This is a genomic window from Acinetobacter sp. YH12138 (genome assembly GCF_015218525.1).
Classification (GTDB): Bacteria; Pseudomonadota; Gammaproteobacteria; order Pseudomonadales; family Moraxellaceae; genus Acinetobacter; species Acinetobacter amyesii.
The window spans coordinates 2,365,011-2,379,395 of sequence record NZ_CP048670.1; the positions used below are offsets into that span (position 1 = coordinate 2,365,011).

10 protein-coding genes are annotated in these 14,385 nt (G+C 41.3%); 1 reads left to right on the top strand and 9 read right to left on the bottom strand.

Features of this window, described 5'->3' with window-relative positions:
- Positions 1–8: 8 nt before the first annotated feature.
- From odhB to sdhC, 6 genes are all read right to left on the bottom strand, one after another.
- Positions 9–1,226 (bottom strand): 2-oxoglutarate dehydrogenase complex dihydrolipoyllysine-residue succinyltransferase, encoded by a 1,218-nt coding sequence (gene odhB / locus G0029_RS11470; protein ID WP_111884404.1) that lies wholly within the window; start codon positions 1,224–1,226, stop codon positions 9–11.
- 16 nt (positions 1,227–1,242) lie between these two features.
- Positions 1,243–4,065 carry a 2-oxoglutarate dehydrogenase E1 component gene (locus tag G0029_RS11475; protein WP_111884450.1) on the bottom strand — a complete coding sequence of 941 codons (2,823 nt, stop codon included), beginning with the start codon at positions 4,063–4,065 and terminating at the stop codon, positions 1,243–1,245.
- A gap of 794 nt (positions 4,066–4,859) precedes the next feature.
- The gene (locus G0029_RS11480) at positions 4,860–5,567 is read right to left on the bottom strand and encodes a succinate dehydrogenase iron-sulfur subunit (RefSeq protein ID WP_078189905.1); all 708 of its coding nucleotides are present in this window, start codon (positions 5,565–5,567) and stop codon (positions 4,860–4,862) included.
- 14 nt (positions 5,568–5,581) lie between these two features.
- Positions 5,582–7,480 carry a succinate dehydrogenase flavoprotein subunit gene (sdhA, locus tag G0029_RS11485; protein ID WP_180107574.1) on the bottom strand — a complete coding sequence of 633 codons (1,899 nt, stop codon included), beginning with the start codon at positions 7,478–7,480 and terminating at the stop codon, positions 5,582–5,584.
- Between the two features lie 12 nt (positions 7,481–7,492).
- On the bottom strand, positions 7,493–7,858 hold the full coding sequence (gene sdhD, locus G0029_RS11490) for a succinate dehydrogenase, hydrophobic membrane anchor protein (protein WP_078189907.1): 366 nt from the start codon (positions 7,856–7,858) through the stop codon (positions 7,493–7,495).
- Positions 7,858–8,256: a succinate dehydrogenase, cytochrome b556 subunit gene (sdhC, locus tag G0029_RS11495; protein ID WP_078192993.1), complete on the bottom strand. Its 399-nt coding sequence runs from the start codon at positions 8,254–8,256 to the stop codon at positions 7,858–7,860. Before sdhC ends, sdhD begins: the two co-directional genes overlap by 1 nt.
- Before the next feature lie 1,027 nt (positions 8,257–9,283).
- Between sdhC and gltA the strand changes: the two genes are divergently transcribed.
- A complete protein-coding gene (gene gltA / locus G0029_RS11500) occupies positions 9,284–10,561 on the top strand; it encodes a citrate synthase (RefSeq protein WP_078189909.1) in 1,278 nt (425 codons plus the stop codon).
- 320 nt (positions 10,562–10,881) lie between these two features.
- On the opposite strand, the gene G0029_RS11505 is transcribed toward gltA, so the two are convergent.
- Genes G0029_RS11505 through G0029_RS11515 form a run of 3 tightly spaced genes read right to left on the bottom strand, consistent with a single transcriptional unit; the run spans position 10,882 to position 14,354 of the window.
- A complete protein-coding gene (locus tag G0029_RS11505) occupies positions 10,882–12,522 on the bottom strand; it encodes a flavin-containing monooxygenase (RefSeq protein WP_180107573.1) in 1,641 nt (546 codons plus the stop codon).
- Complete coding sequence (locus G0029_RS11510) at positions 12,519–13,385, bottom strand: SDR family NAD(P)-dependent oxidoreductase (RefSeq protein ID WP_180107572.1); 867 nt, start codon at positions 13,383–13,385, stop codon at positions 12,519–12,521. Before G0029_RS11510 ends, G0029_RS11505 begins: the two co-directional genes overlap by 4 nt.
- Positions 13,386–13,397: 12 nt before the next feature.
- Positions 13,398–14,354, bottom strand: coding sequence for a metal-dependent hydrolase (locus G0029_RS11515; RefSeq protein WP_078192996.1), 957 nt, complete (start codon positions 14,352–14,354; stop codon positions 13,398–13,400).
- Between the last annotated feature and the right edge of the window lie 31 nt (positions 14,355–14,385).

A 14,385-nucleotide genomic window follows, 5' to 3' on the forward strand; every position in this document is an offset into this window, starting at 1 on the left:
CTGAAGTATTAAAGATCAAGGATTAGCTTAGCTGGTTCTTCTAACAATTCTTTGATTGTTACAAGGAAGCCTACTGCTTCTTTACCATCGATTAGACGGTGGTCATAAGAAAGCGCTAAGTACATCATTGGCAAGATTTCAACTTGACCATTTACAGCCATAGGACGTTCTTGGATTTTATGCATACCCAAAATCGCAGTTTGTGGCGTATTTAAGATAGGTGTAGAAAGCAAAGAACCGAAAGTACCACCATTAGTAATAGTGAATGTACCGCCAGTCATATCTTCGATACCCAATTTACCATCACGCGCTTTACCAGCGTATGCACGGATACCGTTTTCAACTTCAGCATAGTTCATGCGGTCAGTATCACGAAGAACTGGAACTACTAGACCACGGTCACTTGATACAGCAACACCGATGTCGTAGAAACCGTGGTAAACGATGTCATTGCCATCAATCGAAGCGTTTACAGCTGGGTAGCGTTTAAGTGCTTCAGTTGCCGCTTTAACGAAGAATGACATGAAGCCAAGACGTGCACCATGACGCTTTTCAAAAGCATCTTTGTATTGCGCACGCATTTCCATGATTGGTTTCATGTTTACTTCGTTGAACGTAGTCAACATTGCAGTTTCTTGAGTTGCAGCAAGTAAACGTTCAGCAACACGCTTACGAAGACGAGTCATAGGAACACGTTTTTCGATACGTTCACCAACAGCAACGCTTAATGGCGCAGCAGCAGGAGCAGCTGGTTTAGCTTGATGGTTTGCAACATCTTCTTTAGTGATGCGACCGCCACGGCCAGTGCCAGCAACGTCAGCAGCAGCAATGCCAGACTCAGTCAATGCTTTACGCACTGCAGGAGCTTGATCAGCAACAGGTTGAGCACGTTCAACAACAGGAGCAGCGCCCGCTTGAGTTTGCGCAGCAGCTTGTTCTACTTTCTCTTCTGATTGAACAGCTTGAGTTTGAGCAGCGCCAGAAGCAGCACCTTCTTCAAAAGTCGCAATCACCTCAGCAGAAAGAACTGTATCGCCTTCGTTTTTAACGATTGCAGAAATCGTACCGTCAGCAGGAGCTACAACTTCTAAAACAACTTTATCTGTTTCAATATCACAAATCACTTCGTCACGTGATACTGCTTCACCTGGTTGTTTGTGCCAAGTTGCAACTGTACCGTCAGCAACTGACTCTGGGAATACCGGTGCTTTAATTTCGGTTGCCATTATTAAGAATCTCCTGTTATTCAGCTACGATAGCTAAAGCATCATTTACGAGCTGAGCTTGTTGTTTTGCGTGCAAATATGGTGAACCACAAGCCGGTGCAGCAGAAGCTTCACGACCTGCATAACTAATACGAACTTGTTTGCCCGCTTTCATCACGTCGTCATAAAGACGCGGAGCGATGAATAACCATGCACCTTGGTTCTTCGGTTCTTCTTGAGCCCAAACCAATTCTTTAACGTTTGGATATTGTGCCAGAACTTCAGCAAGACGTGCTTCTGGATACGGATACAATTGTTCAATACGAACGATTGCTGTGTTGTTCAATTCTTTTTCACGACGTTTTTCAAGTAAGTCGTAGTAAACCTTACCACCACAAAGCACTAGACGAGTTACGTCTGACTTGTTGATATTGTCAATTTCATCGATCACAGTTTGGAATGAACCATTTGCAAGTTCTTCTAAAGTAGACGTTGCAAGTTTGTGACGAAGAAGAGACTTCGGTGAAGTCACGATCATTGGTTTACGGATTGGACGAAGTGCTTGACGACGCATCGCATGGTAAATCTGCGCTGGTGTAGTCGGTGTGATCACTTGCATGTTTTCTTCAGCACATAGCTGTAAGAAACGCTCTAAACGAGCTGATGAATGCTCAGGACCTTGACCTTCAAAGCCGTGTGGAAGAAGCATAGTCAGACCGCATACACGTTCCCACTTAGTTTCGCCAGACGCGATGAACTGATCGATTACAACCTGTGCACAGTTTGCGAAGTCACCAAATTGCGCTTCCCAAATGACAAGGCTCTTCGGAAGAGTCGTTGCATAACCGTATTCGAATGCAAGAACCGCCATTTCTGACAATAATGAGTCATAAATAGCTGTACGTGGTTGGTTTTCTTTCAAGTTACATAATGGAATGTAAGTTGAACCATCTACTTGGTTATGAAGTTTTGCATGACGGTGTGAGAATGTACCACGACCTACGTCTTCACCTGTTAAACGAACAAGGAAACCTTCATCTAGAAGAGACGCGTAAGCTAATGTTTCAGCAGCACCCCAGTTCAATGGCATTTCACCAGTCTGCATTTTCAGACGGTCATCAATCACTTTAGCAACCTGACGTTGCATCACGAAGCCTTCTGGAAGCTCGCGCATTTTCGCACCAAGCTCTTTTAGACGTTCGATTGGGAAAGTGGTATCCCATTTGTCTGTGTATTCGTGGCCTAGGTAAGGTTTCCAGTCCACAAACATTTTTGTATTTGGCTCAAGTACCAACGCATTTGCAACGTGTTTACCTGCTTCAAGGTCAGAACGATACTGTTCAACCATTGCATCAGCAGAAGCACGATCAAGAACACCTTCTTGTACAAGCTTGTCAGCATAAAGCGTACGTGTAGTCGCTTTTTTATTGATGATTTGATACATCATTGGCTGAGTTGCAGCTGGCTCGTCGGCTTCGTTATGACCACGACGACGGTAGCAGAACATATCGATTACAACGTCTTTACGGAATGTATGACGAAAATCGTGTGCCAATTGAGAAACAAATAATACAGATTCAGGATCATCACCGTTCACATGGAAGATCGGTGCTTGGATCATTTTCGCGATGTCAGTACAATATTCTGTAGAACGCGCATCACGTGGGTCAGACGTTGTGAAACCAACTTGGTTGTTTACAACGATATGAACTGTACCACCCACGGTATAACCGCGAGTTTGTGACATTTGGAAGGTTTCTTGGTTTACACCTTGACCTGCAAATGCAGCATCACCGTGAACGATGATTGGTAATACATCATCACCACCGATATCTTTACGACGTACTTGACGTGCGCGTACAGAACCTTCAACTACAGGTCCAACGATTTCTAAGTGTGATGGGTTAAACGCTAATGCCAAGTGAACTTCGCCACCCGGAGTCATGACGTTTGAAGAGAAACCTTGGTGGTATTTAACGTCACCAGAGCCTTTTTTATGCAGAGATTTACCTTCGAACTCACCAAATAGATCAGCTGGGTTTTTACCCATGATGTTTACAAGAAGGTTTAAACGGCCACGGTGAGGCATACCGATAACCACTTCTTTACAGCCTACTGAACCTGCGCGTTGAATAAGTTCATTCACCATAGGAATGAAAGATTCACCACCCTCAACACCGAAACGTTTCGCACCAACGAATTTGTTACCAAGATATTTTTCTAGGCCTTCAGCTGCAGTTAGACGTTCAAGAATGTGTTTTTTCTGGTCTGCAGTGTAGCCAAATTGACCACGAGTACCTTCAAGGCGTTGTTGAATCCAACGTTTTTCTTTTGTATCAACAATGTGCATGTATTCAACACCAATCGAAGCAGTATAAGTTGCTTCCATTGCTTGAACCATTTCACCAAGTGTTGCTTCAGACTTACCGATTGCAAGGTTACCTGTATTAAATACAGTATCTAAGTCAGACTGAGTTAGACCGTGCGCAGCAAGATCTAGATCAGGCACGATTTCACGTTTTGCAAGACCAAGTGGATCTAATTTTGCGTTTTGATGACCACGGTTACGGTATGCAGCGATCAACTGTAATACACCGATTTGACGGCGTTCATGCTCAGAACTTACTGCACTTTGCACTACTGGCTGAACACGGCTTGAATTACGGCCTAATAATAGGAATTGCTCACGTACATTGCTGTGTGGTTGATCACCTTTCGGGAATTTATCGAAGTATTCACGCCAATCAGCCTCTACTGAGTCTGGAGCCGTTAAATACTGCTCATAAAGTTCTTCAATATACGCTGCACTGTCAGCGCTAAGTTCAGTGTCAAGACGCAGTGCGTCAGCAACTTCTTGCATTTGTGGACCCATTTCCTATTGCAAAACATTTCAGGATGCTTTTTAAGCGAACCCATGATTAGTAATGTCAAATTGGTAATATGACATTAGTCCCCATTAGGCTTAAGCCTTGAGGCGTTATCACTACATTAGGATTACCCAATGTGATTAATGAACAATAACGCCCTCAGCGGCATCATTACTCATTGAGAAATACCCGACATAAATCGGGCAATTTTTGCAAATCATCTTAGAAAAAATAAATTTTTCGCAATTATCTTTTCTAAAGCGACTTTATTAACATTTATATACCGTCTACAGCGCTTAAATTGTAGAAAAAATGTACCCAATTCAAAGTCATTTTTTACATATAGTGATACCTTAAATGCTAACACGTTCGAGCATTTCAATTGATTTTTTTGACACATACCTCTCATAAATTAGCGAAATACACTGTTTGTATTTTCATCTATGATATGGTGCTACATATAAAATGATCTTTCAATTAAGACAAAAGTCTACGTTCGATTTTTACCTCATCTCATATACAAAAACAAAAGAGAGCTGACATTCCTATCCTCTCTCTTTTTACTACGTTACATAATAACATCTTCTAATCCTTTTGACAGACTTGAACGAGCGTTTCATCAATAAATAACCATTTATCTATCACTTTATACTTTTAATTCACTACGTTTCTATGAAATCCATTTATAGCACTCTGCAATGACAGCGAATAACTTTCACTATCATCACTTTTATATATGACAAAAAAAGCGCACCCAATGGTGCGCTTCTTTTTACTGCCAAATCTATTAACCTAGATCTAAAAGCATATTACGGATGTGACCGATTGCTTTAGTTGGGTTAAGACCCTTAGGACATACAGATACACAGTTCATGATACCTTTACAACGGAACAATGAGAATGGGTCGTCAAGACGAGCCAAACGCTCTTGAGTTGCTGTATCACGAGAGTCAATGATGAAGCGATATGCGTTCAACAATGCTGAAGGACCCAAGAACTTGTCTGGGTTCCACCAGAATGATGGACATGAAGTTGAACAACATGCACAAAGAATACATTCGTACAAACCATCTAAATGTTCACGCTCTTCAGGAGACTGCAAACGCTCTTTAGGAGGCGCAGGCTGATTGTTGATTAGGAACGGATGGATTTTATTGTACTGATCGTAGAACTGATTCATATCTACAACCAAATCTTTAATTACTGGAAGACCTGGAAGTGGACGAATTGTGATCACTTCTGGTAAGTCGTTTAGGTTCCAAAGACACGCCAAACCATTTTTACCATTAATGTTTACACCATCAGAACCACAAATACCTTCACGACATGAACGACGGAATGTTAATGATTCGTCTTGAACTTTTAATGCTAGAAGTGCATCAAGCAACATACGATGCTTATCAGTCAACTCTAGTTTAAAAGTTTGCATGTACGGAGCTGCATCCTTATCAGGATCGTAGCGGTAGATATTAAATGTACGAGTACCTCTACTCATCTTACTTCTCCCAATTAGAATGTACGTGGTTTAGGCGGAATAGCATCTACAGATAAAGGCTTGTAACGTACTGGTTTGTACTCAAGACGGTTATCTACAGAGAACCATAAAGTGTGTTTCATCCACTCATCATCACGACGACCGTATGGGTAGTCAGCATGATCAGGTGGTAATTCAAAATCTACCACTGTATGCGCACCACGACATTCTTTACGTGCAGCCGCAGAAATCAGTGTCGCTTTCGCAACTTCATACAGGTTTTCAACTTCTAGAGCTTCAACACGCGCTGTGTTAAATACTTTAGATTTGTCTTTCAAGTGAATGTTACGTACACGTGGTTCGAGCGCAAGAATCTGTTTCACACCCTCTTCAAGAAGTGCAGATGTACGGAATACACCAGCGTGATCTTGAACGATGTCACGGATTGCATCTGCAACTTCTTGAGCATTTTCACCAGAAGTTGATTCATCAAGATGACGAACACGATTCAAAGTTTTTTCAAGAACAGTTGTAGGAAGCGGTGCATATTCATCACCGTGGTGTTTAGTTACATAGTCAACAATATGTTCACCAGCAGCTTTACCAAATACAACCAAGTCAAGCAATGAGTTTGTACCTAGACGGTTAGCACCGTGTACAGATACACATGAACATTCACCAATTGCATAGAAACCTTTCACTGGTTTAGTGAAATCACGGTCACCCGCATTGTGTGAGTACACACCAGTTTCTTTATTGTAGTTCGCAACCAAAGTTTCAGTTTCACGAGATACAGGAACAACCACTTGACCATGAATATTTGTAGGAATACCCCCCATTTGGTAATGGATTGTAGGTACTACAGGAATTGGCTCTTTAGTGATGTCAACGTTCGCGAATTTCTTACCAATCTCAAATACAGATGGAAGACGTTTCATGATTGTTTCAGCACCAAGATGCGTCATATCAAGCAAGATGTAGTCTTTCTTAGGACCACAGCCACGACCTTCTTTAATTTCTTGGTCCATTGAACGTGATACGAAGTCACGAGGTGCCAAGTCTTTCAATGTCGGAGCATAACGTTCCATGAACGGCTCACCAGCATCGTTACGAAGGATCGCACCTTCACCACGACAACCTTCTGTCAACAATACGCCTGCGCCCGCAACACCTGTTGGGTGGAATTGCCAGAATTCCATATCTTGTAATGGAATACCTGCACGAGCTGCCATACCAAGACCGTCACCAGTGTTGATATAAGCGTTAGTAGATGCACGGTAAACACGACCAGCACCACCAGTAGCGAACAATGTTGCTTTACCTTGGAATACTGCAATTTTACCTGTTTCTTGGTCAATTGCTGTCACACCAAGCACATCACCCTCTTCATTACGGATCAAATCAAGTGCGATCCATTCAACGAAGAATTGAGTACCCATTTTCACGTTGCTTTGATAAAGCGTATGAAGAAGAGCATGACCTGTACGGTCGGCAGCAGCACATGCACGTGGAACTGGTTTTTCACCATAGTTCGCAGCATGACCACCAAACGGACGTTGGTAAATTGTACCGTCAGCGTTACGGTCAAATGGCATACCTAGGTGTTCAAGCTCATATACAACTTGAGGCGCTTCACGAGTCATAAACTCAATTGCGTCTTGGTCACCTAACCAGTCAGAACCTTTAACTGTATCGTAGAAGTGGTAGTGCCAGTTATCTTCTTGCATGTTACCAAGAGATGCACCAATACCACCCTGCGCTGCAACAGTGTGTGAACGAGTTGGAAATACTTTAGTCAGTACAGCAACTTTCAAACCAGCTTGAGCAAGTTGGTAAGAAGCACGCATACCTGAACCACCACCACCAACGATGACTGCATCGAAAGTTAGGTGTGGAATATTTGTGTAATCTTCTTTAGGGGTTATAGCGCCCATGATATTTTCCTATCAATTTGCCCAAAAAATCTGGATCGCCCAGATCGCGTATGCAAATACTGCAACAATCACTGCAGAAGTCAGCACTAAACGCAGACCGTTTGCTGAAGGACCCATTTGACGAGTAGTCACATAGTCAGTGAATACTTGCCACATACCAATCCAAGCATGCGCAACAAGAGATAAGACAGACAATAAAGATAAAATCTTCATTGGTGTTGTCATCATAAAGCCATACCATTGCTCAAAAGTGAATCCGCTATTGCAAAGGATCCAGCCCAGTACAACAATAGTATAAACAGCCAATACAACGGCACTTACACGCTGGATAAACCAATCGCGAGAACCTGATCCTGTTAAACCTGTAGCACTTTTCATTAGAGAACAATCCATACAAATGCTGCAACAATACCGATTGCAGACAAGATCAATGAAATAGTAGCTGCGATACGACCACTTTGAAGTTCTTCAGCAACGCCAAGATCTGCAAATAGATGCTTGATACCACCGATAAGGTGATAAATTAAGCCGGCTACAAATACCCATACGACAAAACGCACAATAAAGCTATCAAACACAGCTTGAACTTGCGCAAAACCTTCAGGTGAAGATAAAGATTTGTCTAAAATCCAAAGAAGGACCGGTACGAGTAAAAATACGATAACACCTGATAGACGGTGTAAAATTGATGCAATAGCCACAGGGGATTTTAAGTTTACGTCTAAAACTTGACCCATGGACAAATTGACAGGTCTGTTGCTTTTCACAGCGGGCATCCTGTAAGTAAAAACTCCATCCGGAGTTTGTTGGAATTAATTCGTAGGAAAGCTAGCATAGTCAGACATTACAATATAATAAACTCTGCAGCTGTCTGATCTTATAAACGACAGGGAATTATAAAACGTGAACTTTCAAAACACAAACGAAGACAATTAGGAATTTCGCAAAATATCCTTAAATAAGAATCATTAACAATAAATTTTCTAAAAACAAATACCTTATTTATCTAAGAAAATCATACTATGTTGTTGGTTTTAATCAGTTAAATGTAAATTTCACTTATTGTTTTTGTGTGTATATGGCGATTTAAACTTTTAGACTAAAGATGAACAAATCTAAATCTTTCTTTTCCCACTACATTTTAAAATCTTCCAGCACATTCGCCAAGCCATAATCATAAAAATAAATGTGCAGCATTTTCTCAAATAATAAAACTCAAAGATCATGAAACGAAATAAGTACTTAGTCTGTGCATAAAAATCTTAGCAACAGCAAATCTGTTTAATAAAACGCCATTTTTTACCTTTCCAATGACAAAAATGCTCATTTATTGATCTTTTAAAGGCGTTTAATTAACTATTTTTTAACCAAACGAACTTTTTTTTAAGTACGATTAAGTCGTTTTAATTATGAATAAGAAAAAAGCAATTTAGAGCCAAAGATGTGTGTAAGTTACGAAAATTATAATAATTTAATGAAATAGCGGTCTTGTAATTCATAATTGTTTCAGAGTTTTTAAGAATTAAAAATTGCTTACAATTAAGGCAATAGGCTTTTTTTAATCTGCACCTCCCCTGCAAATTGACTTATTATACTGCGTCGGCACTGTGATTTTACTCATTTTTTAAGCGGATGAATTGTGTTTCATTTCAAGGAATGATCCTCAATTTATATCCATAAGTATAATTGACAAAATTTCAGTTCCCTCTAATCTTAGAGCAAATTTTTGATCTGTCTGATTCTCGCATTAAAAGATTAGTACTGAGTCAGATAAAACATTCACCAGGACAGGAGATCTATTGAATGTCTGAAGCAACTGGCAAAAAAGCCGTTTTACAGCTTGATGGCAAAGAAATTGACTTACCAATTTACAGTGGCACTCTAGGCCCAGATGTAATTGACGTTAAAGATGTGTTGGCCGCAGGTCACTTTACTTTTGATCCTGGTTTTGTCTCAACGGCTGCTTGTGAATCTAAAATCACTTTCATTGACGGCGGTAAAGGTGTTCTTCTACACCGTGGCTACCCAATCGACCAGCTTGCTACTAAAGCAGACTACTTAGAAACTTGCTACCTTCTTTTGAACGGCGAGCTTCCTACTGCTGAACAAAAACAAGAATTCGATGCTAAAGTTCGTAACCACACTATGGTTCACGATCAAGTTGGCCGTTTCTTCAATGGTTTCCGTCGTGACGCTCACCCTATGGCGATCATGTGTGGTGTTGTTGGTGCGCTTTCTGCGTTCTATCACAACGGTTTCGATGTTGAAAACATTGACCACCGCGAAATCACTGCTATTCGCTTAATCGCTAAAGTTCCTACTTTAGCTGCTTGGACTTACAAATATACTGTAGGCCAACCATTCGTTTACCCACGTAACGACTTAAGCTACGCAGAAAACTTCTTGTACATGATGTTTGCTACTCCTGCAGACCGTGATTACAAAGTTGACCCTATTCTTGCTAAAGCAATGGACCGTATCTTCACGCTTCATGCTGACCACGAACAAAACGCGTCTACTTCTACAGTACGTCTTGCTGGTTCTACTGGCGCTAACCCATACGCATGTATCGCTGCGGGTATCGCGGCTCTATGGGGACCTGCTCACGGCGGCGCGAACGAAGCTGTTCTTAAGATGCTTGACGAAATCGGCACTGTAGAAAACGTTGCTCCGTTCATGGAAAAAGTGAAAACTAAAGAAGTTAAACTTATGGGCTTCGGTCACCGAGTTTACAAAAACTTCGATCCACGTGCGAAAGTAATGAAAGAAACTTGTGACGAAGTGTTAACTGCACTTGGTATCAACGATCCACAACTTGCTTTGGCTATGGAACTTGAACGTATTGCGCTTTCTGACGAATACTTCATCAAACGTAACCTATACCCTAACGTAGACTTCTACTCAGGTATCATCCTTAAAGCGATTGGTATCCCAACAGAAATGTTTACCGTAATCTTCGCTCTTGCACGTACTGTTGGTTGGATCAGCCACTGGTTAGAAATGCACAGCGCACCTTACAAGATCGGTCGTCCTCGTCAGCTTTACACTGGCGAAACTCAACGCGATATCCAAGGTCGTTAATTCGAAAGAATTGTGCGAATCTAAAAACCGTCCCTTTGGGGCGGTTTTTTTATGCGGCTAGATTTATTTTGCACTTTAAAACAGACCCATCTGACTGAATTTTCCTGCTCAATCATTAGATAAAACGATGCATCACAAACTATAAAGTATGCTGTTTATTGCTGAGTGTATTTTAAATCGCCATTTTCTAGAAAGTCTCACACTGTTTCATCAGATAGCGTCATAAAAAAAGCCTAATTCCACGTAGAAATTAGGCTGTAAACAAAAGGCTTAAATATTGATGATGCTTTATTTTAGCTTATTAAGTTAAGTAACTTTTATTAAGCAACCGTCTCATAGTCTGTCAAGTCCACCTGTTTTAGACGCTGCTTTAACTGTTTCAGTGACCACGGCCAAGCTGCAAAATTACGTCCATTGGCATCTAAGTAATAGCTCTTACAGCCGCCACTATTAAAGACTGTGGTCTGTAAATGCGTCTGTACTTTTGCATTGTGATAGGCCAATACATTTGACTTAATTTCAAGCCGTTGTATCTTCTCTTGTTTCATTTTTACCAAAGCATCAACGATATATCCAACCTGTGCTTCTGCAATCCCAATAAATGAGTCATAAACCAAAATATTTGGCCCAAGCACCAAGAAGGCATTAGGTACTTGCGCGATACTGGTACCCAAAAATGCTTCAGGAGAACTGTTTTTCCAAAGTTCTGACAATAACTCCCCTTTGGCATTTTTTACACGCTGCCCAATCGGCGGATGAGAAACTTCAAAACCTGTACCCCAAATAATGACATCGACTTCATGACGTTCACCATTCGCAGCAATAACAGTATTATCTTCTATTTCAACTAAACCATGTGGTACAAGTTCGACATTGGCTTGCTGCAAAGCAGGATAATAGTTATTGGCAAATAAAAGACGCTTACAACCAATAGAAAAGTTTGGTGTAACTTTTTCACGTAATTCAGCATCTTGAATTTGTGTTTTCAACAACTGACGACCCAAATAATTCACAGGCTCTAGTAGTGAAGGATTACGCAGCCCTAAATTAATACCATTTAATATACCGGCCACACTTTTGCGCCAAGTTTCTTGTACAGTTGGAAAGCGGGTAATGATGCCTTTCGCACGGTCATTCAGTGGCAAATCTGCTTTTGGCAATACCCATGGTGCGGTACGTTGAAACACCACCACATTTTTGGCAATAGGTTGAATCTGAGGAATAAACTGAATCGCAGATGCCCCCGTACCAATCACCGCAATACGTTTATCTTTTAAGTCATAGGCATGGTTCCATCGCGCAGAATGGAACATTTCACCTTCAAAGCTTTCAATACCTTTAATTTTTGGAATTTGAGGTTCAGTAATCGGCCCAGTGGAAAAAATTACCGTTCTCGCCGCATACTTACCTTTGCTCGTCTCCAATTGCCATTGCTTTAATTCCTCATTCCATTCCGCTGCAATCAATTCACAATTGAACTGAATGTTACGATAAAGCCCATGCTGCTCTGCCACATCCTCTAAGTAGTTCAGAATCTCAGGTTGCTTGGCAAATAAATGACTCCATTTATGACTCGGCGCAAATGAAAAAGAATACAACGCCGAAGGAACATCACATCCACAACCTGGATAGGTGTTGTCGCGCCATGTACCTCCCACGCGATTGGCTTTTTCTAAAACCACATAATCTGTATAACCCCGTTCATTCATTTGATGAGCAGCAGCTAAACCTGATATCCCCGCACCAATCACGATGGTATCGTAGACACGCACTTGATTTTCTACACTTGGTTTTTCTAGGCTAGGCTCTGACTCTGATTGGTCTTGTACTGCTTTTTTTGCTTTGGCAGAAGACGTTACAGTAAGACGTGCATTAGTTTGCGTTGTTGCCTTTTTAGTTTGAGTTTCCTCTTGATCTAATGCTTTTACATCTTCGTCATGTAATTGTGTCGGCATGTTCATGCTTTTGCTCCCGACTTTTTAATATAGTTGTTAAATAAGGGATAACCCACCCCCAATAAGCGGGTATAGGTTTGCGGGGATAGACGCTTTAACCACCAAAATAATTTGGCATCAGGTTGCGGAATGGTATACAACTTCCCTGCATCTAAATTATTCAATGTCAATTTGACCACATCGTGGCTCGTCGTAAATGCATGATTCATCAGCAGTTGATCAGCCAAGCCTGAATATCGATTGGGCAAGCGTCCATTCTTCATGATATTGGTCGGCACCAAGGTTGGGCATAGTACATTCACACGGATATTTGCCGATCTGAGCTCTGCCGATAAAGTTTCAGACAATGCCAACACACTCGACTTCGTCACGTTATATGCTGTCATTTCTGGTGCAGCGGTATATGCCGCAGCAGAAGCAACATTAATAATCGCGCCCCCCTGCTTATTTTGTTTCAACTTGGGTACAAAATAATGGCAGCCATGCACCACACCCCACAAATTGACATGCATGCACCACTGCCAGTCGTCTAAACTCAGTTCATCAAATTTACCACCCAGCCCGACGCCTGCATTGTTGATCACCAAGGTCACAGCATGCCCCATCAACTGCTCAGCTTGCTGTGACAGTGCTTTAACTTCTTCAGCCTTACCTACATCACACTGCACTGCATAAGCATTTGATGAGGTCATAGAATGAATTTGATCAACCGTTTCTTGCGCTGCTTCTAGATGAATATCGGCACAGACCACTGTCCCACCACGACGTGCCAACTCCAAAGCAAAGCTTCTTCCTATACCACTGCCTGCACCAGTAACCACCGCGTAGGCGTTTTCACTTGGCTTATTCTTTTTTCCAAATAGACCCATGGTTTTGTCCTTTTATCGTTTTAATGCTGGTGTAAATTCTTTGACAAAATAAGGTGTTAACACGCCATCAACAGGGTTCAGCAAACGCTTTTTGTAATATTCAAGAAATGCAGAAGTGTCATGATCATTCGGGTGAAAACTTGGTCGTAGATAGTCAAAAATATGCCCGAGGCTGCTGCCATAAACACCATCTTTTAACCCAAAAATCAGTTGGAAACTGCGCGGAACATCTTTCCAGTAGCTTAGGCTAATCAAATTTGATGGCTTTCTGTAGAAAGGGACAATCGATGCACCAATTGAAATCAAACCCAAAATGGTAATTAATGCAGGGAAAAAGCCAGCAATACGTAAAGCATAATTACCTGATAATTCTTGATAAACATCATAGGCAATGTCTTTGTGTTCAGACTCTTCCAACATATGCCACATCCAAATGGCGCGCTGCTTTTCATCTATTGAATTAAAAAAGATTTCTTCATGATTCATCATGTATTCCGCAAGCACTGCGGTGAAATGCTCAATTGCTGCCATTAAGGATAACTTCATTGGCTGTGGCATACGTTCAAAACCATAGGCAAAGACGTAGTGTTCTAACTTTCTAAAAAATTGCACAGGCAGATTTCTTGCGCGATACGCTTCATTCATTTCTTCATGCATACGTGAATGAATAGCCTCTTGCCCAATCAACGACGTGACACGTTGTCTTAATACAGGATCTTGAATAAAGTCGCGATGATATCGAGCAGTATCAATCACCAAATCTTCGCCACGGGTTAAGAAAATAGATAAAGATGCAAAATAGGCACTGGCCAATTCTGCATTCATATAAAATTTTGGATCAATTTTTTCTGGTTCGAAATCAAATTTCATATGACGAATAGGAACAACGGCAGACTGTTTTGTTGGGTCAAAGACAGGGCCTGCAAATACGCGTGCTAACGTTTTTTTTATCGGTTGAAAAGCGCTCATGGTTTTGCTCTCAATTTGGGTGTTTACCGTT

Excerpts from the sequence above, each read along its gene's own strand:
- odhB (WP_111884404.1), bottom strand. The coding sequence starts at position 1,226 with ATGGCAACCGAAATTAAAGCACCGGTATTCCCAGAGTCAGTTGCTGAC.
- G0029_RS11475 (WP_111884450.1), bottom strand. The coding sequence starts at position 4,065 with ATGCAAGAAGTTGCTGACGCACTGCGTCTTGACACTGAACTTAGCGCT.
- G0029_RS11480 (WP_078189905.1), bottom strand. The coding sequence starts at position 5,567 with ATGAGTAGAGGTACTCGTACATTTAATATCTACCGCTACGATCCTGAT.
- sdhA (WP_180107574.1), bottom strand. The coding sequence starts at position 7,480 with ATGGGCGCTATAACCCCTAAAGAAGATTACACAAATATTCCACACCTA.
- sdhD (WP_078189907.1), bottom strand. The coding sequence starts at position 7,858 with ATGAAAAGTGCTACAGGTTTAACAGGATCAGGTTCTCGCGATTGGTTT.
- sdhC (WP_078192993.1), bottom strand. The coding sequence starts at position 8,256 with ATGCCCGCTGTGAAAAGCAACAGACCTGTCAATTTGTCCATGGGTCAA.
- gltA (WP_078189909.1), top strand. The coding sequence starts at position 9,284 with ATGTCTGAAGCAACTGGCAAAAAAGCCGTTTTACAGCTTGATGGCAAA.
- G0029_RS11505 (WP_180107573.1), bottom strand. The coding sequence starts at position 12,522 with ATGAACATGCCGACACAATTACATGACGAAGATGTAAAAGCATTAGAT.
- G0029_RS11510 (WP_180107572.1), bottom strand. The coding sequence starts at position 13,385 with ATGGGTCTATTTGGAAAAAAGAATAAGCCAAGTGAAAACGCCTACGCG.
- G0029_RS11515 (WP_078192996.1), bottom strand. The coding sequence starts at position 14,354 with ATGAGCGCTTTTCAACCGATAAAAAAAACGTTAGCACGCGTATTTGCA.